Source organism: Streptococcus sp. NSSLK0004 (assembly GCF_059039125.1).
On the sequence record NZ_CM180142.1, the window covers coordinates 1281995 to 1304435 of the forward strand.

21 protein-coding genes and 1 pseudogene are annotated in these 22441 nt (G+C 41.7%); 2 read left to right on the plus strand and 20 right to left on the minus strand.

What is annotated here, in order from left to right:
- Positions 1–17 precede the first annotated feature (17 nt).
- The 18 genes and pseudogenes from AC4CS8_RS06535 to AC4CS8_RS06620 all read right to left on the minus strand — a co-directional run bounded on the left by AC4CS8_RS06535 (position 18) and on the right by AC4CS8_RS06620 (position 17164).
- Entirely contained in the window at positions 18–1190 is a 1173-nt protein-coding gene (locus tag AC4CS8_RS06535; protein ID WP_125265568.1) for an ABC transporter substrate-binding protein, read from the minus strand.
- A gap of 87 nt (positions 1191–1277) precedes the next feature.
- Entirely contained in the window at positions 1278–1550 is a 273-nt protein-coding gene (locus tag AC4CS8_RS06540) for a YlbG family protein (RefSeq protein WP_493892468.1), read from the minus strand.
- A gap of 213 nt (positions 1551–1763) precedes the next feature.
- Positions 1764–2376: pseudogene (locus AC4CS8_RS06545) on the minus strand (hypothetical protein); the annotation flags it as partial.
- A 14-nt stretch (positions 2377–2390) separates the two neighbouring features.
- On the minus strand, positions 2391–3137 hold the full coding sequence (locus AC4CS8_RS06550) for a hypothetical protein (protein ID WP_493892469.1): 747 nt from the start codon (positions 3135–3137) through the stop codon (positions 2391–2393).
- Between the two features lie 6 nt (positions 3138–3143).
- Positions 3144–3746, minus strand: coding sequence for a hypothetical protein (locus AC4CS8_RS06555; protein WP_493892470.1), 603 nt, complete (start codon positions 3744–3746; stop codon positions 3144–3146).
- A gap of 142 nt (positions 3747–3888) precedes the next feature.
- A complete protein-coding gene (locus AC4CS8_RS06560; protein WP_493892471.1) occupies positions 3889–4392 on the minus strand; it encodes a hypothetical protein in 504 nt (167 codons plus the stop codon).
- 8 nt (positions 4393–4400) lie between these two features.
- Complete coding sequence (locus AC4CS8_RS06565) at positions 4401–5279, minus strand: ribonuclease domain-containing protein (RefSeq protein WP_493892472.1); 879 nt, start codon at positions 5277–5279, stop codon at positions 4401–4403.
- Positions 5280–5310: 31 nt separating this feature from the next.
- Positions 5311–6057 carry a hypothetical protein gene (locus AC4CS8_RS06570; protein WP_493892473.1) on the minus strand — a complete coding sequence of 249 codons (747 nt, stop codon included), beginning with the start codon at positions 6055–6057 and terminating at the stop codon, positions 5311–5313.
- A 4-nt stretch (positions 6058–6061) separates the two neighbouring features.
- A complete protein-coding gene (locus AC4CS8_RS06575; RefSeq protein ID WP_493892474.1) occupies positions 6062–7651 on the minus strand; it encodes an LXG domain-containing protein in 1590 nt (529 codons plus the stop codon).
- Positions 7642–8004: a cingulin gene (locus tag AC4CS8_RS06580; protein ID WP_493892475.1), complete on the minus strand. Its 363-nt coding sequence runs from the start codon at positions 8002–8004 to the stop codon at positions 7642–7644. The genes AC4CS8_RS06575 and AC4CS8_RS06580 overlap by 10 nt, the downstream gene beginning before the upstream one ends.
- Positions 7991–8284, minus strand: a complete 294-nt coding sequence (locus AC4CS8_RS06585; RefSeq protein ID WP_493892476.1) for a TIGR04197 family type VII secretion effector — start codon at positions 8282–8284, stop codon at positions 7991–7993. The genes AC4CS8_RS06580 and AC4CS8_RS06585 overlap by 14 nt, the downstream gene beginning before the upstream one ends.
- Before the next feature lie 124 nt (positions 8285–8408).
- Positions 8409–8996, minus strand: a complete 588-nt coding sequence (locus AC4CS8_RS06590) for an ATP-dependent Clp protease proteolytic subunit (RefSeq protein WP_222290270.1) — start codon at positions 8994–8996, stop codon at positions 8409–8411.
- Positions 8997–9130: 134 nt separating this feature from the next.
- On the minus strand, positions 9131–9760 hold the full coding sequence (gene upp, locus AC4CS8_RS06595) for a uracil phosphoribosyltransferase (protein ID WP_493892477.1): 630 nt from the start codon (positions 9758–9760) through the stop codon (positions 9131–9133).
- 600 nt (positions 9761–10360) lie between these two features.
- Positions 10361–11809 (minus strand): sucrose phosphorylase, encoded by a 1449-nt coding sequence (gene gtfA / locus AC4CS8_RS06600; RefSeq protein WP_493892478.1) that lies wholly within the window; start codon positions 11807–11809, stop codon positions 10361–10363.
- A 73-nt stretch (positions 11810–11882) separates the two neighbouring features.
- Positions 11883–12713 (minus strand): carbohydrate ABC transporter permease, encoded by an 831-nt coding sequence (locus tag AC4CS8_RS06605; protein WP_172095463.1) that lies wholly within the window; start codon positions 12711–12713, stop codon positions 11883–11885.
- A 12-nt stretch (positions 12714–12725) separates the two neighbouring features.
- The gene (locus AC4CS8_RS06610; protein WP_222290266.1) at positions 12726–13598 is read right to left on the minus strand and encodes a carbohydrate ABC transporter permease; all 873 of its coding nucleotides are present in this window, start codon (positions 13596–13598) and stop codon (positions 12726–12728) included.
- Positions 13599–13750: 152 nt separating this feature from the next.
- Positions 13751–14983, minus strand: a complete 1233-nt coding sequence (locus tag AC4CS8_RS06615) for an extracellular solute-binding protein (protein ID WP_493892479.1) — start codon at positions 14981–14983, stop codon at positions 13751–13753.
- Positions 14984–14995: 12 nt separating this feature from the next.
- Positions 14996–17164: an alpha-galactosidase gene (locus AC4CS8_RS06620; RefSeq protein ID WP_493892480.1), complete on the minus strand. Its 2169-nt coding sequence runs from the start codon at positions 17162–17164 to the stop codon at positions 14996–14998.
- A 111-nt stretch (positions 17165–17275) separates the two neighbouring features.
- Here AC4CS8_RS06620 and AC4CS8_RS06625 point away from each other — a divergent pair, with 111 nt between their 5' ends.
- Positions 17276–18112: an AraC family transcriptional regulator gene (locus AC4CS8_RS06625; protein ID WP_493892481.1), complete on the plus strand. Its 837-nt coding sequence runs from the start codon at positions 17276–17278 to the stop codon at positions 18110–18112.
- A 43-nt stretch (positions 18113–18155) separates the two neighbouring features.
- Here the strand turns inward: AC4CS8_RS06625 and AC4CS8_RS06630 are convergent, their stop codons facing one another.
- Positions 18156–19316, minus strand: coding sequence for a MalY/PatB family protein (locus AC4CS8_RS06630; RefSeq protein ID WP_493892482.1), 1161 nt, complete (start codon positions 19314–19316; stop codon positions 18156–18158).
- A 1-nt stretch (position 19317) separates the two neighbouring features.
- On the minus strand, positions 19318–20409 hold the full coding sequence (locus tag AC4CS8_RS06635; RefSeq protein ID WP_493892483.1) for a cystathionine gamma-synthase: 1092 nt from the start codon (positions 20407–20409) through the stop codon (positions 19318–19320).
- 527 nt (positions 20410–20936) lie between these two features.
- Here AC4CS8_RS06635 and AC4CS8_RS06640 point away from each other — a divergent pair.
- Positions 20937–22382: a UDP-N-acetylmuramoyl-L-alanyl-D-glutamate--L-lysine ligase gene (locus AC4CS8_RS06640; protein ID WP_493892484.1), complete on the plus strand. Its 1446-nt coding sequence runs from the start codon at positions 20937–20939 to the stop codon at positions 22380–22382.
- The last annotated feature ends 59 nt before the right edge of the window (positions 22383–22441 follow it).

Here is a 22441-nt window from a genome sequence, read left to right on the forward strand (position 1 = left end):
TACTAGCTTGACTAGCATTATTTTGTAACAGAAACTGTATCAACAGTTGACTGCTTACCTTCTTTCAAACCAACAACGTAAACTGATTTCACAACGTTGTGTTCTTTATCGATAGACATTGTACCGGTTACACCGTCAAAATCTTTCAAGGCTGCAAGGTTGTCTTTCAATTCAACAGAATTTTTCGCACCTTTCGCTGCTTCTGCTGCCATATAAACTGAGTCATAAGCAAGAGCTGAGAACATTGATGGCTCTTCACCATACTCTGCTACGTATGCATCGTAGAATTTCTGTGCCTTGTCGCTAGCTGATGTTACAAAAGCTGAAAGGTAGTAAGTGTTATTTGTAGCTGAAGCTGTTGCTAATTCAGCAAATTTAGGTGAGTCAAAACCGTCTGAACCAAGAATTGGAGCATCGATACCAAGACCGCGAGCTTGTTTTACGATAGTACCTGTTTCATTGTAGTAACCTGGCATAATAATCGCATCAAAGTCAAGGTCTTTCAACTTAGTAAGAGCTGCTTGGAAGTCTTTATCCCCAGAAGCAAATGTGATTTCAGAAACGATTTCACCTGTATAAGCTTTCTTGAAGGATTCTGCAATTCCTTTACCATAGTCAGAAGAGTTATCGTAGTAGAGAACAACTTTCTTAGCTGACAAGTTTGTTGTCGCATATTCTGCCATGATTTCTCCTTGGTATCCATCTGTAAAGGTTGTACGGAAGAAGTATTCTTGTACTTCGCCTTTGTCGTTTACAACCAAGTTTGTTTGAGTCCCTGAAGGAGTGATCATTGGAACACCCGCAGAAGTTACGTTAGCGATAGAAGCTGCTGAGGCACCTGATGTTGCAGGACCAATGATAACATTCGCTCCTTCGCTGACCAAGCTCGTTGCTACAGTAGCTGCTTCTGCTGTTTCTGATTTGTTGTCTTTTGAAATGACTTCAATCTTTTTACCGTCTACACCACCTGCTGCGTTGATTTCTTTGACAGCAAGCTCTGCACCATTTTTCTCAGTCTGTCCGTAAGATGAAACTTCTCCTGACAATTCCAAGTTGTAACCAAGCTTGATAGTATCACCAATCTCAGTACCTGTAGCAGATGAATTAGTACTTGAAACGTTACCACAAGCTGCAAGAAGAGCTGCTGAAGCAAAGGTTACAAGAGCCATTGCGAATTTTCTAGTTTTCATGAAAATCTCCTTAAATCTTTCTTAAATTTTCCGATGTATCTAATATACTGAATTATCTGAAAATTGTCAACAAAAAAGAAAAATATTTTACAAAACAATATTTTTCTCTTCTTCTCTCCATAAACTCCCAACAAAATCATGGTCCAACTCTTTGATATAAGAGGGGAGGACTTTTTTGACAAAACGCTCTTTTTTCAGACGCGCTAGCAATTCCTCAACACTTTTCTGTTCCACATACAAAATTAAATAACGCAAACGCTTCGAGTGATAAACAATATCACCAAATTGGCTTAATTTACGCGCATCTCGATTATAGTGGAGATAAACTGTTAGTCCTGTACGTTCTTTTTTCTCAAACATGAAAAACTCCTCATTCAATTTACTCCTCTATTATACATTTTTCTGAAAAAAATGAAAAGGACCGAGCGGTCCTTTAATAAAATATCAAAATACTTCTTCGTTATCATCCTTTTCATCACTATCATCTGTTTCCTTTAAATTTAAAAGGATTAGTTCACCTGTTTCTTCATCATAATCCCAATATTCACGGTCATCATCCTCGTCTTCAAAAGGTTCATCTTCATCATCATACACTCGCTCACCGTGAATTTTGATGTACTCCTCACGTTGTCTTTCCAACTCTGCCCACAGTGGCTCGTCAATCAGTTCCATTTCAACTATTTCTTTCAAACTAATTTCATTCGCTTCGTCAAAGGTCAAGGAAAGAATGTCGCTATGCTTTGCGGTAAACTCCTCCACCATTATCCAAGTTTTTTTTGTCATCTTCACTAATCTGGCCGTCCAGTGCAGTCGCAACTTCAATCGCCATAATATAAAAGGCGCGCTTATCAACGGTTAGGATATTCTGATGATTTGATATAAGCCGTAAATAATTCCCTTTTTCTCGGTAGTCGCTAATAAATGCATTCTCGAATTCTATATGTAAATATTCCATGGTAAGAAAAGAGGATAGCATAGTTATCGATTCAGAATCCCACCTATCATCGTTATCCCATTTATTATAAGACAGGCTCAGATAGTTGTCTTCTTGTAACATCTCATCATTCCCTGAATGTGAAATGCTTAATTCTTTCCCATTAATCCTCTCAGCCCACATTCTATAGGCTAATTCTTCGTATCCAAAAGGAATCTTCTTTTGAAAATCGCTTTTAATGTATAGTAACATCGCTTCTTTACCTCTTAAAAGCCAAATACTTCTTCGTCATCATCCTTTTCATCACTATCATCTGTTTCTTTTAAATTTAAAAGGATTAGTTCACCTGTTTCTTCATCATAATCCCAATATTCACGGTCATCATCCTCGTCTTCAAAAGGTTCATCTTCATCATCATACACTCGCTCACCATGAATTTTGATGTACTCCTCACGTTGCCTTTTCAACTCTTCCCATATAGGATCCTTAACACATTCAATGGTAAAAATCTCTTGTAACCCCATCTCATAAGCTTCTTCAAAGCTTAAAGAAAGAACATCATCATGCCGTTGCTTAAAATCATCAACACTAATCCATGTCACTTTATCATCCTCACTAATCATACCATCCAAGGCGGTCGCCACTTCAATTGCCATGATATAAAAAGCACGCTTATCTACAGTCAGAATATCCCGATGAGAGGAGGCAATTCTAAGATACTCCCCTGTTTCACGATAGTCGCTTACACGAGCTAATTCAAATTCTAAACTTATATTTTCCATTTTCAAAAAAGAATGCAAAGCAACAATATCGGAATTACTCCATCTGTCATCATTCAACCACTTATTATGATAAAGGCTGATAAGATTTTCTTCCTGCAATGTCTCATCATTCCCTGAATGTGAAATACTTAGTTCCTTCCCATTAATCTTCTCAGTCCACATTTTGTGGGCTAATTCTTCATATTCAAAAGTTATTTTCTTTTTAAAATCGCTTTTAATGTATAGTAACATAGAGTCTTAATCCACTTCACCATGAATTGCGATATAGTCTTCTCTTTGTCTATCCAGTTCCTTCCAAAGTGGTTCTGCTGTGGCATCTATAGATGAAATCTCTTCGAGACTCATCTCGTGAGCTTCTTTGAAAGTCAGAGACAAAATTTCTTGGTGACAACCTTTGAATTCGTCAATAGTTAACCAAGTTTTCTTATCATCTTCACTGATTAGCCCATCAATAGCTGTCGCAACTTCAATTGCCATAATGTACAGAGCACGTTTATCGACAGTTAAAAGTTCTTTGTGAGTTGAGATAAGTCTAAGATGATGACCTTTTTCGCGATAATCGGAGATATAGGCATCTTCAAAATCTAAAAATAACCACTCATCAGTATGAGAAAAGAGCCGAGATAACTCGGTATCCTTCAAGGGAACTGTATTCCATCTCACATCAAACAAACTTTTGCCCCACATCAAACTAACTGTTAAATCATCTTGTAGGGAATCGTTGTTGCCAGCATTAGAATAGTTTTTTTGAACTTCCTCAGGTACCCACATCTTTCCTGCCAACTCCAAATAGCCATAGGGAAATTGCTTGGAGTAGTCGCCTTTAATGTATAGTTTCATGTCTGATTTTCTTCATCCTTTAATTCTTTTTGGTAGTATAAGTCCCATCTACTCTATCTAAAATATGCGTAAAAAAATCTCTTAGTCCTTCAAAATCAGGACCCAGATTATATAGACTGCCAACTAGCTTTGACAAGGTAACTTACATAATATCTGTCCAAAAAGGTACATAAATAAAATCAGATAGCAAAGCTCCGTAAGGAATTTTCTCTTCTGATAAAAAACCAGCTAAATCATGAGAATAGTAAATAATATCTGCCCCAACCACAGAGAGAACAGGTGACCTCTCTGCATCTCCTTCTACAATATAACGATGACCGCATATCGGTATTAATTTAGGAGCTTTTTCTAATCTGCCCACTATAATTTGGTTACGCTGTTCAATCTCTTCTGGCTCGCCTCCCCATCCATCACTCCAATCAATATCATCAATATCTTCAATGATGTCTGATTTGACTTTTTCTATCAAAAATTTTAATCTAGTAACATTTTCTTCTGAAAAGTCTCGCCAATTATAAAATTCATCAGAGATAGGCATCGATTGAGAATAAATATCTCTGAATTCCCTAGGAAGTTTTATGCCATAAACTTTTTCAATTTCTAAAAATTCTAATTCTGATAATCCGTCAGTATAAGTAATATTCATTTTTTCTCCTATTCTATTCTTATAAATGTATCATAGTGGTCATTAGTGTACCAAACAGAACCATCATCTCCAATAACAAGTCTCTCACGACCACGAGAAACTCCCTTAATTTTAGGATGAACGTCATATTCTTTATATGTTGGTCCTTCTGGAAGTTTACTACCTCCATTCTTGGGATTGTTATTATAGATTTTCCCACCTTTATAGCCTTCCGGTGGATTGCCCTTGTTATTTCTTATCTTGTTGAGAGTATCCGTAACATGGTCTGGAATATCCGTATTATCAATATTATTTTTATTGCCCCTATTCCAATCATCATACCCCTTCGCAAAACTAATTTGCAGGTCGGCATTGGCTGCTCGCAATTGTATTAGGCTATCCACTGTTGTGGCTACTCCTCCAACAACCAGGGTGCCCGATACCGCAAGGCCAGCTCCCGCAACTGCTTCTATTGGGACAGTCACTGTACCTCCTGTCGGCAGCGCCAGAACTAAGCCACCTGCTCCGAGAGCTGAACTGGCTGCTCCCAAGCCTATCCCACCTATTATCTCGCCTAGTCCAAGTAACAGTTGACCCAGCTGGTCACCTAGATTTTGTAACATCTGAGCGTTAGTTTCCTGATTGACCTGAGCTGTGTAGACCTTGTCATAGTCGCCGTTCTTTAAAACGATATAACCATCACCTGCCCCAACATTGATGGGGATAATCGTCAAAAGATTGCCTTGGTCATCAAATAAAAGGGTCTGGTTATAGGCCGCAATGATAAAGGGCCACTCAGTTGCGGGCTGGCCATCTAAGAGAGCAGTTAGTTGTTTACAGCGAGGCAGACTGGACCAGTCCCTTATGAAAAGACACCGACTTAGGTTGTAGGTCCGTGCCTCAAACATCTTCTTTTGAAATCTATCGCTTCTTTACCTCTTAAAAGCCAAATACTTCTTCGTCATCATCCTTTTCATCACTATCATCTGTTTCTTTTAAATTTAAAAGGATTAGTTCACCTGTTTCTTCATCATAATCCCAATATTCACGGTCATCATCCTCGTCTTCAAATGGTTCATCTTCATCATCATACACTCGCTCACCGTGAATTTTGATGTACTCCTCACGTTGTCTTTCCAACTCTGCCCATATAGGATCTTCAACACATTCAATGGTGAAAATCTCTTGTAACCCCATCTCATAAGCTTCCTCAAAGCTTAAAGAAAGAACATCATCATGCTTTTTTTTAAATTCGTCAATGCTAAGCCAAGTAACTTTATCATCTTCACTAATCATCCCATCCAAGGCAGTCGCCACTTCAATTGCCATGATATAAAGCGCACGCTTATCAACCGTTAACACTTCCTCATGTATAGAGGCTATCCATAAATGGTCACCTGTCTCGCGGTAATCACTTATACGAACTAATTCAAATTCTAACCATATACTTTCCGAAACTAAGAAAGAATGCAAAGCAATAATTTCATCATTATCCCACCTACTATCATTAATCCATTTATTATGACTAAGACTAACATTATTGTCATTTTGTAACATCTCATCATTTCCATAATGAGAAAGACTAAGTTCTTGTCCATTAATCCTCTCAGTCCACATTTTATGGGCTAATTCTTCGTATCCAAAAGGAATCTTCTTTTGAAAATCACTTTTAATATATAGCTTCATTTTGTTATCCTCCTTGGGCTCTCAACCACTCCACTGCTCTCCAGATATTGTTCACTAAATCGTCTAATTTACCTTTGCTCAAGTTCTTTACTTCTGGAATTTTTAGATTGTTTAAAGCCTGATAGATACTCTTTTTATCAGTAATTTCTGATAACCGTATATGCTCTTTCAACTGCGAGCCTTTGCCTCCACCTACTTGGATGTGAACGCTGTTACTATCAGGCTCCGCATCAACACGAATATGTGCCTTTCTACCATTAACCCTTGCTTCCACTGGTTTCCCGAAGGTCTTGCTAGTTGGCTTTGCGACCTTCCAATCATCATACCCCTTCGCAAAACTAATTTGCAGGTTGGCATTGGCTGCTCGCAATTGTATTAGGCTATCCACTGTTGTGGCTACTCCTCCAACAACCAGAGTGCCCGATACCGCAAGGCCAGCTCCCGCAACAGCTTCTATTGGGATAGTCACTGTACCTCCTGTCGGCAGTGCCAGAACTAAGCCACCTGCTCCAAGAGCTGAACTGGCTGCTCCCAAGCCTATCCCACCTATTATCTCGCCTAGTCCAAGTAACAGTTGACCCAGCTGGTCACCTAGATTTTGTAACATCTGAGCGTTAGCTTCCTGATTGACCTGAGCTGTATAGACCTTGTCATAATCGCCATTCTTTAAAACGATATAACCATCACCTGCCCCAACATTGATGGGGATAATCGTCAAAAGATTGCCTTGGTCATCAAATAAAAGGGTCTGGTTATAGGCCGCAATGATAAAGGGCCACTCAGTTGCGGGCTGGCCATCTAAGAGAGCAGTTAGTTGTTGGCGGTAGTATGCTGTCGCTTCATCAGACAACATCAAGTCTCGTGCATAGTCATTGATAAGAGAGACCTTCGGATCAGTACCTCTATCTGTGGTAAACAGTACCGTTTCTGTCATCGAGTTTAACCAGCTCATATCACTACCGTTAGAATAATAGTTTCCATGCTCATCCATAGTGATATTGCTTAAGGCAAGAGCTCCTTGGATGGCAAGTTGAAGAACAGTCAAGCTATCCGAAAAATACTTGGATACATCTGTGTTGAACCAATTTAACTTTTCAATACGCTCTTTTACGTCATCTATCCCCATCTGAATCTGGGCTTTCAGCTCATCTAGTGCTAGGTTTTGAGACCAAAGTTCTCCTATCTCTCCTGAAAAGAGAGCACTAGCTTGTGTCGACAATTTCGTGTTAATTTCCAGCTGGTCCTCTACGATACTTAACTGTTCATATTTTAATTCCAGTTGCTGTTCAAGATTGTCTAAATCAAGGATGCCGTACTCTGCAACGATTGAATCTGCATACTCATAAGAAGTCAATTCTGCCTGAATATCATCAATCGCGTCCTGCAATTTCTTAATCGCTGGTATGATGACCTCGGTAAATAGGCCTTTCCCCGCTGTATAAGCTGCTCCTTTTAATTCGCCTGATTCCAGTGTAGCAATTAAATGGTCACAACCACTGGATAACCGATCTGTGATTTGATTAGCCAAGATAAGATTCGTACGCATGGAGGTGATCAGATTCTGAGAATCCGTGCTACTGTATTTTAATCCCATGGCAGTTTACTCCTCTCATCATACAATTGTTCTAATCGCTCATTCGTTACTCGTCGAAATATGCGTTTAGCCTCTCCTACTTCCGCAAAACAAGCATCGACATAATTCGTCATTCTTCTGTAAAGCTCCTGGTTTGTATCCAGGTCTGCCCAAAACTGCTGACTGCGTTCCATTGGCTGTTCCTCCAATAGTCCTTCTTGTCTACGGATTAGTTGCTGAAATCGAGCATGAAACTGTTCAAGAGATTGCTCATAATGCTTCATTAACTGCGCAAACTCATCTTCCTTCATTTCCAGTTCATTCATTTTTTGTGTCAGTAGGTAACGCTGTTCTTCATTCTTATCTCTTGTCATTTAGCCCCTCCCAACGTTTTGCTGTTTCTACATCTCTTTTAGCTAGTGCATCTGCAATTTTGGGAAACTTATTTGCTTGAAGTAGGGTAGCTTCTGTAAATTTACTCACAGCCTCTAACATCTGATTGGTAGTTTGCCGAGCCTGTTCCATACCGGCTATTCCACTAGCAAAACCAAACTCCACTGACTGATTCTGGAATGTTTGAGTATCCACTTCTACCAATTGTTGAATGGCCAACTGAGCAGCAATTGTACTAGATTTGATTTCTCCCTCTGCCATGGTTAATCCCCCTAACATTTCTAGTTCCTAACTTTATTATAGCATACCCTTTTCAAAAATGTTCAAGTAAAAAAACTAGAGGCCTGTTTTCCTCTAGTTTTGTGCAATGAACGTTATGGAGTTCTTATTTAGCCATTTTATCCATGACTTGATCAATAAAACCGTAAGCAAGGGTTTCTTCTGCTGTCATCCAGTAGTCGCGCTCTGCGTCTTTATGGATCTGCTCGATAGACTTGCCAGAATTGTCTGCCAAGATTTGCTCCAACTTATTACGGGTTTTGAGCAAGTGTTCGGCTGCAATCGCCATGTCTGTCTGCTGGGTACCGCCACCAGTACCACCCATTGGCTGGTGAATCATGTATTCGGCATTTGGCAACATGAAGCGTTTGCCCTTGGCACCACTTGAAGCGATAATGGTTCCCATGCTAGCTGCTGTTCCCATAACAATGGTCTGAACGTCTGCTTTGATGAAGTTCATGGTATCGACAATAGCAAGACCTGCTGATACAGACCCACCTGGTGTATTGACATAAAGATAAATGTCTTTAGTTGGGTCTTGGGCATCCAAGAAGAGCAACTGGGCAATGATAGAATTTGCCATGTTGTCTTCAACCGGGCCTGTCAACATGATAATACGATCTTTGAGCAAACGTGAGTAAATGTCATACGAGCGTTCGCCACGGCTAGTTTGTTCAATAACTACTGGAATCATACGAATCCTCCTTTATACAATAACAAATATGAGACCATTATATAGAATTAGTCAAAAATGGTCAAATAAAAAACACACTTTCTACGATTCGATGAAAAAAGAAACCAGCTGAACTGATTTCTTATCTACTTCTACTATTTTGTACCAAACAAGCGGTCACCTGCATCTCCCAAACCTGGAACGATGTAGCCTTTTTCGTTCAATTTTTCATCCAAGGCTGCGGTGTAGATATCGACATCTGGATGGGCATCTTGAAGAGCTTTGACACCTTCTGGTGCTGCAACAAGTGCTACGAATTTAATGTTAGAAGCTCCGCGTTTTTTCAAAGAATCAATAGCCAAAATTGCTGAACCACCTGTAGCCAACATTGGATCCACAACGAAAATATGACGTTGATCAATGTCCTCAGGTAATTTCACAAGGTATTCTACAGGCTGTAATGTCTCTTCATCACGATACATACCGATATGACCAACCTTTGCAGCTGGTACAAGGCTGAGCAAACCATCTACCATACCAACACCTGCACGCAAGATTGGGACAATTGCTAATTTTTTACCTGCAATCTGCTTTTGAACAGTCTTGGTAATTGGCGTTTCAATTTCCACATCTTCAAGTGGTAAGTCACGCAAAACTTCGTATCCCATCAACATTGCGATTTCATTGACTAATTCACGGAAATCCTTTGTCGAAGTGGACGTACGACGAAGGATAGACAACTTATGTTGAATGAGTGGGTGTGAAATGACTTGGAATTTCCCCATGGTGATAAAACCTCTCTTTTTGTTTTTTCTATTTTACCAAAAAATGGGAAAAATTGCTTGAAAAATCCTTCAGAACCTGTATTCACAGTTCAGCCCTTCCACCTAAGGCTAATTTTCAAAGCTAGAGGTGATAAAGTAATAGATTTCGCCCATGCTAAAAGAGGCTGGACAAAGGACCAGCCTCGCATCACAGAGTTCGTGTCAACATCTCAGCGCAGTGGTTGATTGGCTTTAACAGTCCAGTGGACTGTTAAAGGTGGGAGATAAGATTTGCGAGGCAAATCTCAGCAATTCGTGTTTCACACCCCAATCTGACCATTATGACTGTTGCGAACAAAGTTCGCTCTATTTCCAACCTCAAAAGGTTCACTGAACCTTTTGAGCTGTGCGGGGGTGGGAGTTTAAAAGGTCTGGGAGACCTTTTAAAGTGGGAGATATAAGCTGACGGCAGTCAGCTCACATAAATTGATGTCTGGGGATAGACTGTTTCAGCTCAACAACTGGAAATAAGGACTTGTTGACGAACTCATTTTTGAAAAATAGAGTTCTTTTCTCACTCCCTAATTTTCTAAGTCTTTACGATTATTCAACAGGTTGTTATTACAAATTAATCTGTTGAACTTGTCCGTCAACTATTTCAAGAATTTCAAATGTTTTCTCTTTTAGATTTGCAGTCAGACGAGCATCCGTGTGGGCATCTGTATTGGTCCAGCTGATGTGGATAGTATTAGCGTCTTCCATATCAACAGCAAACTCTCCATCAAATGCTGCACTGGTATTGCGGAACTTGAGCAGATTGAACAAGGACTGCACAACTGGGCGTTGAACTTCTCGCTCAATTTCTTCCAAATCATAATAGTGACGGTTGATGTTGCGGCCTTCTTTGGTGGATTCAAGCAATTCGATATCATTTTCTCCTGCCAACAAGCCAACGTAGTAAATCTGCGGAATACCTGGTGCAAAACATTGGAGCACACGTGCCAAGAGATAGGCTTGGTCATCATTGCCTAGAGCTGAATAGTAGGTACAATTGATCTGGTAGATGTCCAGATTGTTGTAAGCCTCTGTGCTATAAATCTTCTTGACATTTGCTCCTTGGGCATAGAGGGCTTCTCTTGTCGCCTCTGTTTCTTCATCTGTCAGCAAGTCCTTGACATCGACCACTCCGATACCATCATGCGTGTCCAGCGTTGTAAATTGCTTGCGAGGGCAGATTTCCATCCAGTGAACAAGTCGGTTGACATTTCCTGAATAAAGAGCATGAAGAACCAGCATCGGAAGGGCAAAGTCATAGACATAGTAGTCTTGCTCAGCGATTTTTTGCTGAATGGTGTAATGTTCATGGATTTCTGGTAAGATTTCCACTCCTTTTGGTGCCAATAGCTGACGCGGAAAATGAAGCATGTCCCAAATATCTGGCTCAACGAAGAAACAGTTGGTTCCAATTTTCTTATTGGCGTAGGCAAAGGCATCCAGGCGAATAATAGAAGCCCCGTGGTCCGCCAGCTGTTCCAGATTTTCCTGAATAAAACGACGAGTTGTTTCCGTTGTCACATCGAGGTCAATCTGTTGCTCATCAAAGGTACACCAAACTTTTTCCTCACTACCATCAGCAAACTTGGCAATGCGATAGGGAGCACGAGGTTTCCGTTTGTAAATCAGGTCTACATCTTCCTGAGTCGGCTCACCGTTTGGCCAAAAGTTTTTGTAGCGAATAAACAAATCTGCATAGACAGACTCATCTTTCTTTTCTAGGAAGTCAAGGAAATAAGGCGACTTGGCTGAAATATGGTTGATCATGAAATCAAACATGAGGTAGTAGTCTTGACTGAGTGCCTCAATATCGCTCCAATCTCCAAAAGCCTCATCAACCTTGGTATAGTCCATGGGTGCAAACCCGCGGTCACCCGATGATGGAAAGAAGGGAAGGATGTGGACACCACCGACCACATCTTTCAAAGGACCTTCCAAGACCTGCTTCAAGTCTTTCAGATTTTTTCCAAGACTGTCTGAATAAGTGATTAACATTGCTTGATTTTTTACTTTCATTTTCTTCTCCTTTTGAAAGCCTTTTCTAATTGTTTTTTTGGTAAAAGGTTGAGTTGCCTCAACCTTTCGAGTTTTATTTTACAGATCCACTGGTCATACCTGAAATGATATGCTTTTGGAAAATGAGATAAACCAACAGAATCGGAATAATGCCTACTACATAGGACGCAAATGACGGTCCATAATCGCTGAAATACATTCCTTGATAGTTATACTGGAAGAGCGGCAAGGTCCACATTTCTTGGTCACGGTTGAGGACCAAGAGTGGCAAGAGGAAGTCATTCCAAACCCAGAGGGCATTGATGATCAAAATCGTAGCGTGCATAGGTTTCATCAATGGAAAGATAATTCGCCAGTACATGGTAAATTTATCACAGCCATCAATTGCTGCTGCCTCATCCATCTCCTCAGGAACAATGGTCTTGATATAGCCAACATAGAGGAAGAGTGCCTGCGGCACTGCATAGGTCAGATAAAGAATAATCAACCCCAAAATATTGTTCAAACCGAGACTAGACATCAACTTGGTCATAGGAAGCATGATTACTTGGAAGGGAACAAAAATTCCGATAATCAAGAAAAAGTAGATAAAGTTGAAAGCTGTTTGCCGCTTCATTTGACGGGCTACTGCAAAGGCTGCCATTGGAATAACCAGTATAATCAAACCTACTGCAGCAATGGTAATTAGGGCAGAATTCCCAAAATATTGAACAACTCCATCTTCAAACAAACGACTATAGTTGTCTAGTGTGAAATTTTCAGGTAAGCCAAAGAAGTTACCTGTAATTTCTTTGGTTGGTTTGAAGGAACTAATCACCGTCACCAGTAGCGGAATAAACATAAAGAGAATGCCGCTGAATAGAACGAGATATACCCACCAATTGCTTTGTTTGGTCTTATTCATAAACATACCTCCCTATACTTCAAATTTCTTAGAAATCCGCATCTGAATCAAGGAAATAACAATGATAAAGATGAAGAGAACGACTGCCAAAGCGTTGGCATACGAGAATTTATTGTCAACAAAAGCGTAGTTATAAACCAGCAAGCCAAGTGATTCTGTCTTACCATCTGGACCACCGCTAGTTAAAGCGAAGATAAGGTCAAAGGCAGTCAAGCCAGATTTCATTGCTAAAATAAAGACCATGCTGATAGACGGTAAGAGGAAAGGCAATTCAATGTTGAAGAACTGCTGTGAACGTGTTGCACCGTCAATAGCTGCTGCTTCTTTCACATCGTCTGGAATACTTTGTAGACCAGATAGGAAAATGATGACCGGCATCGCCAGACCTTGCCAAAGAGCAACAAAGAGGACGGAAGGAATAACTGTATTCTCTTGAACCAATAAGTTTTCCATCAACCAGTCAATGTGCAGGATTTCGCCAATCTGTGTAAAACCATAGTTAAAAAGTTGAACAAAGATGAGCCCCAAAGTCACTGTTGACAAAACTGCTGGGAAGAAATACCAAGTCCGGAAAAAGCCAACTGCTTTGATTTTCCGATTGAGCAGGGTTGCCAACCAAATACCAATCACAATTTCCCCGATGACTAGACCGATAGTGAAGATAATGGTGAAAGTGATACTGGTATAGAAGTCAGGGTCCTTCAGAATATCGATATAATTTTGAATCCCAATCACATCATAACTGCTGGACAGCCCGTTCCAATCTGTTAAGCTATAAAACACCCCAGTTATCAATGGATAAAAGAAAAAGATTAACTGAAGAGCAATTGGTATGGCTACAAATAAATAGGGCCAATATTTTGCAACAAATCCTTTTTGACTCATAAGGAACTCCTTTACTAAATTCATATATTATAGTTGTTTAATCTCCACTCCAATAAGAGTCAACTTCTCTTCTTCAACCGGAGATTAAACAACTATAAGGGGACTGGTTTGGGAATACCAAACTGCAGCCCCTCAGTTGTTTATGCTATTTATTATTTCATCGGATCAAAGAAGGCATTGAGTTTCTTCACAAGTTCTGCTGAATCTGGTTTTTTCACCATTTCAACGGTGATATTCCAAAACTCATCTTCTGAATCCCACTCGCTCTGCAACCATACGACGTGCTTGTCTGTAAAGGCATATTGAGTGACACCAGCTGTTTCTTCAAATTTACCTTCGGTATCCACACCTTCAACAGAAGTTGGTGAACCATCTACATCATAGTATTTTTGAATAACTTGTGGACGTGAGAGGTATTCTAAGAACTTCTTAGACTCTTCTGGGTGCTCTGATTCAGCTGATACAGATAGGGCTAGGTCTGCCGCACCGATCGTGTAATCGCCTCCTTTTTCATCTCCTGGGAAGGCAAACATGCCGTATTCAAATTCTGGCTCTTGCTGGTTAATCGCTGTTGCTGCCCATGTTCCTTGTGGCATCATGAGGGCTTCTCCTGCTGCAAATGAAGCAACCGCGTCAGCGTAAAGTGCTCCTGTAAAACCTTTTTGACCATTGTCAGTCAAGAGTTCCAAACGCTCCAAGACTTCCTTAGTTGTTGCATCATCTTGGATAGCACCCTTGGCACTGCGAATCAAAATATCCTCTGCACCGTCAAATCCACCTGCAACTGTTACCCAAGCTAATTGGTGGTAACCATTGAGCGACCAGGCATCATTTAGAGAAAGGGCAAATGGTGCCACACTGCCATCAGCCTTAACTTTGTCTACCAAAGCAACAAATTCTGCATAGGTAGTTGGTACTTCCAAGCCAAGTTCTTCGAATTTATCTTTGTTGTAGTAGATACCATAGGCATTGGCAGTCAGTGGAAGAGTGTAGTTTGTATCATTTACAAGATAAGGTGTTACTGCCCCATCTTTCAAATGGCTGAGACCTGCATCATCCCCAATTTCAAGGAAACGACCGTCTGCTGCAAACTCTTTGAAATCTGCATTCTGAGGATAGATATTGATAACATCTGGTGCTTCATCATTGGCCATCCGTGTTTTCAAGACAGTTCCTGCATCTGGCACATTTGAAAACTTAACTTCAATATCTGGATTTTCTTTCTCAAAGTCATCAATAATTTCCTGCAAGGTTGCTTGCATTTCGGGCTTTTGTGAGAAAAATTCAATTTCTACCTTGTCACTGCTGCTAGAATTTCCGCAGGCTACAAGGAAGCTTGCAAAAGCACAAACCGACGCACATTTGAGAAATCTTCTCATGTTCATAATAAAATCCTCCTAGATTTTGTTAAAAATATATTGTACACTAAAATAATCTTCTTGAACATGGGGCATGGTTAAGCCGATGTTCATGAGCTCATCTCCATAGAAACTTGTTTCCAACTGTGGACAGTAATAACAAGCTTCTGGGTCTAGCCCTTTCAATCTTACCTGCAACAGAGGAGCTTCTGGCTGAGCTAGTATTTTTACGAAGGTGAAAACAGCTTGACTCTTATCTGCATCAACATAGTTGGCTGCCCAGGTATTTGCCGTTTTCTTCAAACGATAGAGGTCACCGAACTGGACTGTTGAACGAATCTGCTTGAAAGTTTCAACCTGTTCAGCAAGAGTTTCTAATTCTTCTTGGGACAGTTGAGTAACATCTAACTCGTAACCAAAGGCTCCGCCCATCATAGCCACATTTCCTCGGGTTTTCAAAGATGTAATCCGACCGACCTGATGGTTAGGAACCGCTGACACATGGGCACCCATTGAAGAGGTTGGGTAAAGTAAGGTCGTTCCTTCTTGGATAGAGAGGCGACCAATCGCATCTGTATTGTCACTAGCCCAAGCCTGTGGCATATAGTAGAGCAGACCCAAGTCATTTCGACCGCCACCTCCTGCACAGGATTCAAAGAGAATGTCTGGGAAACGACTGGTCAGAGTTTCTAATACTTGGTACAGCCCCAGCATATAGCGATGATGGAATTCATAGGACTCCGCATTGGCCAACTCTTGCGACATACTGGTGATGTTGCGGTTCATATCCCACTTGACATAATCGATTTTGGCAGATTGCAGTACATCGGATACAGCTTGGATAATGTAGTCACAAACTTCTGGTTTGGACAAATCCAGTACCAACTGTTCTCGACTGTAAATCGGTTCGCGTCCATCAATATGAATAGCCCAATCTGGATGCTGGCGATAGAGGTCACTATCGATTGAAATCATCTCTGGCTCAAACCAAAGACCAAATTTCATACCCAAGGCCCGAATCGAATCTGCCAGACCGGCTAAACCATTGGGAAGCTTGTCTGTATTAACAATCCAATCTCCCAAGGAAGACTCGTCATTGTTCCGTTTTCCAAACCAGCCATCATCAAGTACAAATAATTCAATCCCTGCCTGACTGGCCAACCTTGCCATGGAAAGAATCTTCTCCTCCGTGAAATCAAAGTAGGTTCCTTCCCAGTTATTAATGAGAATTGGCCGTTCTTGATTGACAAATTGAGAACGAATCAAGTGTTTTTTGATGAAGTTATGACTATCCTGAGTCATAACTGTAAAACCTTTATCCGTAAAGGATAGGAGGACTTCAGGTGTCTGAAAACTTTCTCCGGAAGCCAAATTCCAGCTGAAGCTCGTGTCATTGATTCCCATGCCCCAACGGACTGTTTCCAAAGCAGTTGTCTCCACAAAACCAGTAAAGTTCCCACTATAAACCAGTTGGGCGGTATAAACTTCGCCACTATCTTCTGTAGCAGTTGGGGCCGCCAAGGCTAAGAAAGGAGTACGTGAGTGGCTTGAAGCTCCTCGAATGCTTCCGATAGAGTAGGTTCCGCTCGTAATCGGTGTTTTCGTCCACTCTTTTTCATAAGCATAACGACCTGTCAAACTATGGATGACAAAGTCCTTATGAGGCATATCCAAGGTGAAAGATAAGACTTTTTCTATCTTAGAAGGATAGCGTCCCGTTTGGATACGAGCAGAGCGGGCTAGATAGTTTCCTTCTTCAAAAACCGCATACTGTAAGGTAACTGTCACATCTGCTACAGCATCATAGAGGTCAATTTCTAAACTTTCCACTTCCTCTTCAGAAGCAAAACTGGCTGGCAGACCTTCCAAGGATGACTTTCCTTTGTAAATCCGGTGTTGCTTGTACTTCAAATCCAAGGCAACCCCAACTTCATTTCGTACATCAATAGAGGCCGTCCGAAAGTCTCCTAGACCATTACTAGAATATTCCAAGGACAAGGTATCCAGTGAGTAGGTCCGATTGCCAGTAATTGGACTGGGTGAAAAGGAACGGTCCAAATATGTTATTTTGTTTCCATTGCTAAATTGTTGAATTTTCTTACCGAAATAACGATGAACCAAATCGCCTGTTTCTAGCACCTCTATCACATATGAAAATTCTCTGGTTTTCAAGTGAAATAGGCTACTTTCTTCTGTGTATTGAATCATACTGTCAGCTCCTATCTGTATTACATGAATTATTCTAACAAATGTAAGCGTTTTACAAAATAGGGTTTTGTTGTCAGAATATGGTATAATGTTTCCTAAGGAGAAGAGCTTATGAACATTCTAAATAGCTACAATGAACTAGACAGCCATAACTTTGACCTAAATATCGACCATTACGGTGCGGAACAATGTGATAAAAACTATTCTTTTGGGCCAACTATTCGAGATAATTATGTCCTCCACTTTATCACTGAGGGCAAGGGGAAAATTAGCATTCTCGGAGAAACAACTGAACTGACCGCAGGCGACTTATTTGTCCTCCCTAAAAATAAGTCTATCTTCTACCAGGCTGACGGTCAGGAACCCTGGACTTATATTTGGGTTGGTTTTAGTGGCTCAAAAGCTGAGTTAATTCTTGAACATAGTCGTTTATTGGAAAAATTTTATCTGCATTCCAGCCTCCAGTCTCCCATTTTACAAAAAATGACAGACATTACCCAAACGGACAAACACCCCTTACCAATGGTGACAGAGCACATCCTGGTCGGCCATCTTCATCAATTACTCGCTTACCTTGTTGCAGAATTTCCCAATCAACAACTGAAAGAGGCCGGCATTCTTGCCAAAAGCTATGTTCACCATGCTATTAAGCTGATTCACAGTCACTACGCTCGACCGATTAAGGTGGCAGAAATTGCAGAGCAGCTCGCTCTAAGTCGAAGTTATCTCTATAAAATCTTCAAACAGGAAACTGGCTACGCCATCAAAGACTACATTCTTCAGGTAAAGATGAATCGAAGTTGCCAACTTTTAGAGGACCCCGATCGGACGATTACAGAAGTTGCAAATTCCGTTGGTTACTATGATCCTTTGACCTTCAGCACAGCCTTCAAGCATTACTTCCATATGAGTCCCAGCGATTACAGAAAACAGCAAAATAAGGATTAGTGTTACTAACCCTTATTTTTTAGGTCCATAGCAGAGCGGAGCCCTATTTCCCAAAGCTAGAGGCGATGCGGTGGCAAATTTCTTGAATGGTTGTCAAGGGAGCCGCAGCATTCAGTCGGGCATGATAGAGTCCTTCCTTGCCAAAGGTTTGACCGTCGTTGAGAACAACTTTGGCCTCCTTAACCAACTTGTCAAAAATCGCTTCATGACTGAGTCCGTAGGCAGAAAAATCCAACCAAACCAAGTAAGTCCCCTGTGGCTTCATGACCTCAATCTTGGTATGCTGCCCCAGATAATCTACAAGATAGTCAATATTGGTTTCCAAAACAGGTTTCAAGCTGTCCAACCAGGGCTTGCCATAGCGAAAAGCAACTTCTGTCGTAATCAGGCCAATGGTGGCAATTTCATGCTGGTTATTGGTTAACTGCCGCTTGGTAAACTTCTTGCGAAGGACAGGGTTTTCAATAATAGCAAAGCTGTTCTTCGTGCCTGCAATGTTAAAGGTCTTAGTCGCTGATGAGAGAATCAGAGAAAATTCCTTGAAGGCTGGATTGACAGTATTGAAGGAATGGTGCTCATGTCCAAATAAGGCCAGGTCTTGGTGGATTTCGTCAGAAATCAAGATCACACCATACTGCTGACAGAGAGAGCCAATTCTTTCCAGCTCTGCTTTTGTCCAAACACGGCCGCCGGGATTGTGGGGATTGCAGAGGATGTAGAGTTTGACCTCATTTTCTATCAAGTCCTTCTCCAGCTGGTCAAAGTCCAAGGCAAACTGCTCGTCTTGCTTAATTAGCGAATTGGTAACGAGTTTGCGGTGGTTGAGGCGGACAGACCGAGCAAAAGGTGGATAGACAGGTGTATTGATGAGAATGCTGTCACCCTCTTCTGTCAAGGCCTGAATGGCAATCGAAATAGCAGGGACAACACCCTCCACCAAGACGATTGATTCTCTATCTATCTCGTAACCATGCTGGCCCTCCTCCCAGTCCAAGATTGATTGAAAAAGACTGTCACTGGCATAGTTGTAACCGAAAATATGCTGGTCGGCATAGTCCCGAATGGCCTGACGAATTTCAGGGACTGGCTCAAAATCCATATCCGCTACCCAGGCTTGCAAAAGCTCGGCATCTTGCTCGGTTGCCTGCCACTTAACACTGTGCTGGCTCAAGCGGTCAGGTCTCTTTGTAAAATCGTAGGTCATATTATCCCTCCAAGGCTTGCTTCAAATCATTAATCAGGTCCTGCGGATCTTCAATTCCAATGGATAAGCGGAGCAGGTCATCTGTTAGTCCGTAGGCATGACGGACATCAGCTGGAATATCAGCGTGGGTCTGGGTTGCCGGGTAAGTAATCAGACTTTCTACCCCACCCAAACTTTCTGCAAAGGTAAAGACCTGCAAATTGTTAAGAATATGAGGAATGCGGTCTTGATTAACCAGTTTGACTGAAATCATGCCTCCTTTTCCTGTGTAGTACACTTGGTGAACGGCTGGACTGGATTGGAGGTAGTCCACAATTTTCTGGGCATTCTTAGTAGAACGTTCCATGCGAATGGAGAGGGTCTTGAGTCCTCTCATCAGCAGGTAACAATCCAGCGGTGACAGGGTTGGACCTGTTGTATTTTGATCGTAGAAGAGCTTGTCATAGAGCGCCTGATCATTGGTCATGAGAACGCCAGATAAGACATCGTTGTGACCTGACAGGTACTTGGTCGCTGAGTGGAGGACGACATCGGCTCCTTGGACCAGAGGATTCTGGTAAACAGGGCTATAAAAGGTGTTATCGACAATAACCTTAGCACCTTTGGCATGGGCGACAGCCGAAACCGTAGCAATGTCAAACTCCGCCATGAGCGGATTGGTCGGGGTTTCCAGATAGACATAATCGGTCTGGTCATCAATAGCCGCCAGCAAGTCCTCTTCAGTATTGGCATAGGTGAACTGGAAGCGACCCAGTTGCTCCTGTTCATTAAACCAGCGGAAAGAGCCACCGTAGAGGTCACGTGCCGCCACAATGCGACTGCCAACTGGAAAGCCTGAGAAGAGCAAGACGAGGGCAGCCATACCCGAGCTGGTCACTAAGGCGTACTGGGCTTTTTCGATGGCAGCTAGGGTTTGCTCCAGACTGGTCCGAGTCGGATTCTTGGTCCGGGTATAGTCAAAGCCAGTGGATTGGCCAAACTCGGGGTGTTGGTAGGTGGTCGAGAGGTAGATAGGGGAAATGAGGGCCCCTGTTTTTTCATCATTCTTTATACCAGCTTGAGCCAAAAGGGTGTCTAATCTGCGTTCTGTCATCTGCTACTCCTCCATTACTTTCTTCCATTGTAGCACTTCTTTAAGATAGTTTGTGAAAATTGCCTTGAAAATGGATATAGAAAATTTCCTAGGAGTCTTATAGAAAATCCTTATAACCTAACTTATATTTCCTTGCTCCTTCTTTGTCTTTGATATATAATCATATAGAAAGGAGGTTTACTATGTTCCAGCAGTTCAATCGTCAATTTTACCGAAATTTCTATTTTTACAGTGGTATTTTTTGGACCATAATGGCAATAAAACAGGAATTTTATCTCTCCAGTTTTGGACTATTGGTGTGCTTACTCACCCTTCTTCATTACTATTACGCCTTCTTTCAATCTAAGCACAATATAGAGGAAACTTGGAAACTGGCTTTGGTAATCGCCTTTACTCTAGTTTTTTCTATTTTTATTTTCTGGCCATAGTCCGATATTCCAGTCTTGAATGTTGCCCTCTCGTGCATTTCCGAGAGGGTTTTCTTGTCCTGACTTGTCAAATGTCTCTGATAGGTTTACAATAGAAACATGATAAAAATTGAACGTGTAGTAGACATCTTAAAAGCGGATGACAACTTCCGCTACATTCATCAAAAAGAGCAGGCTGACAACACTTGGACTGAGGTGCAATTTGACGCCCTCAGCTATGACAGCCGGACTGTTACCCCAACGACCCTCTTTTTTGCCAAGGGCTTGGCCTTTAAGAAGGAATTTCTGGAAAAGGCTATCGAGGCTGGTCTTGCTTTTTACGTGTCTGAAATCGACTATGAGGTCGGCATTCCTGCTATCATCGTCCAGGACATCAAGCAGGCTATGAGCCTGATTGCTATGGATTTTCATGGTCATCCCCAGAAACAGCTCAAACTCCTGGCTTTCACCGGCACCAAGGGTAAGACAACGGCGGCTTATTTTGCTTTTAACATTCTCAAAATCAGCCACAAGCCTGCCATGCTTTCGACCATGAACACCACACTGGACGGTAAGACCTTTTTCAAGTCCACCCTGACCACGCCCGAAAGTCTGGACCTCTTTGCCATGATGGCGGAGGCGGTCCAAAACGGCATGAGCCACTTGATTATGGAGGTGTCCAGCCAAGCCTATCTGGTCAAGCGGGTTTACGGGCTGACCTTTGATGTCGGAGTCTTCCTCAACATCAGCCCTGACCATATCGGACCGATTGAGCACCCGACTTTTGAAGACTATTTTTATCACAAACGTCTCTTGATGGACAATAGCAGAACAGTTATTGTCAATGCTGGCATGGACCATTTTCAAGTGGTGAAAGATCAAGTTAGCTCCAAAGACCATGACTTTTATGGGCCGACTTCTGAAAACCAGATTAGCCAGTCAGCAGGTTTTGACTTCACAGCGACTGGAAAATTAGCTGGCCATTACGACATCCAGCTGATCGGTGGCTTCAACCAAGAAAATGCTATCGCAGCTGGACTGGCCTGTCTTCGTTTGGGAGCAAGTCTGAAAGATATTCACACAGGAATTGCCCAGACCAGTGTTCCTGGTCGTATGGAAGTTCTGACCCAGCAAAATGGTGCAAAAGTCTTTGTGGACTATGCTCACAATGGCGATAGTGTGAAAAAACTGATTGATGTCGTTTTGGAACATCAGACTGGCAAGGTTATCTTGATTTTAGGAGCACCGGGTAATAAGGGGGAAAGTCGGCGCAAGGATTTTGGCCTCCTATTAAATGACTATCCGCAGGTTGAGGTCATTCTGACTGCCGATGACCCCAACCGTGAAGACCCTGCTGAGATTGCTGAACAAATTCGTTCTCACATGACTCGTCCAAGTGACTTTATCTTGGATCGGGAAGAGGCCATTCAAACAGCGATGAGCCTAACTAGTGCTGCGAAAGATGCAGTCATCATCGCAGGTAAGGGAGCAGATGCCTACCAGATTGTCAATGGGAAAAAAGACGCCTACGATGGCGATTTAGAAGTGGCGAAAAAGTATTTATAATAAATGGTCCTTGTTCACAGAACGAGGACTTTTTATAACTATTCTTATTAAATTAAAAT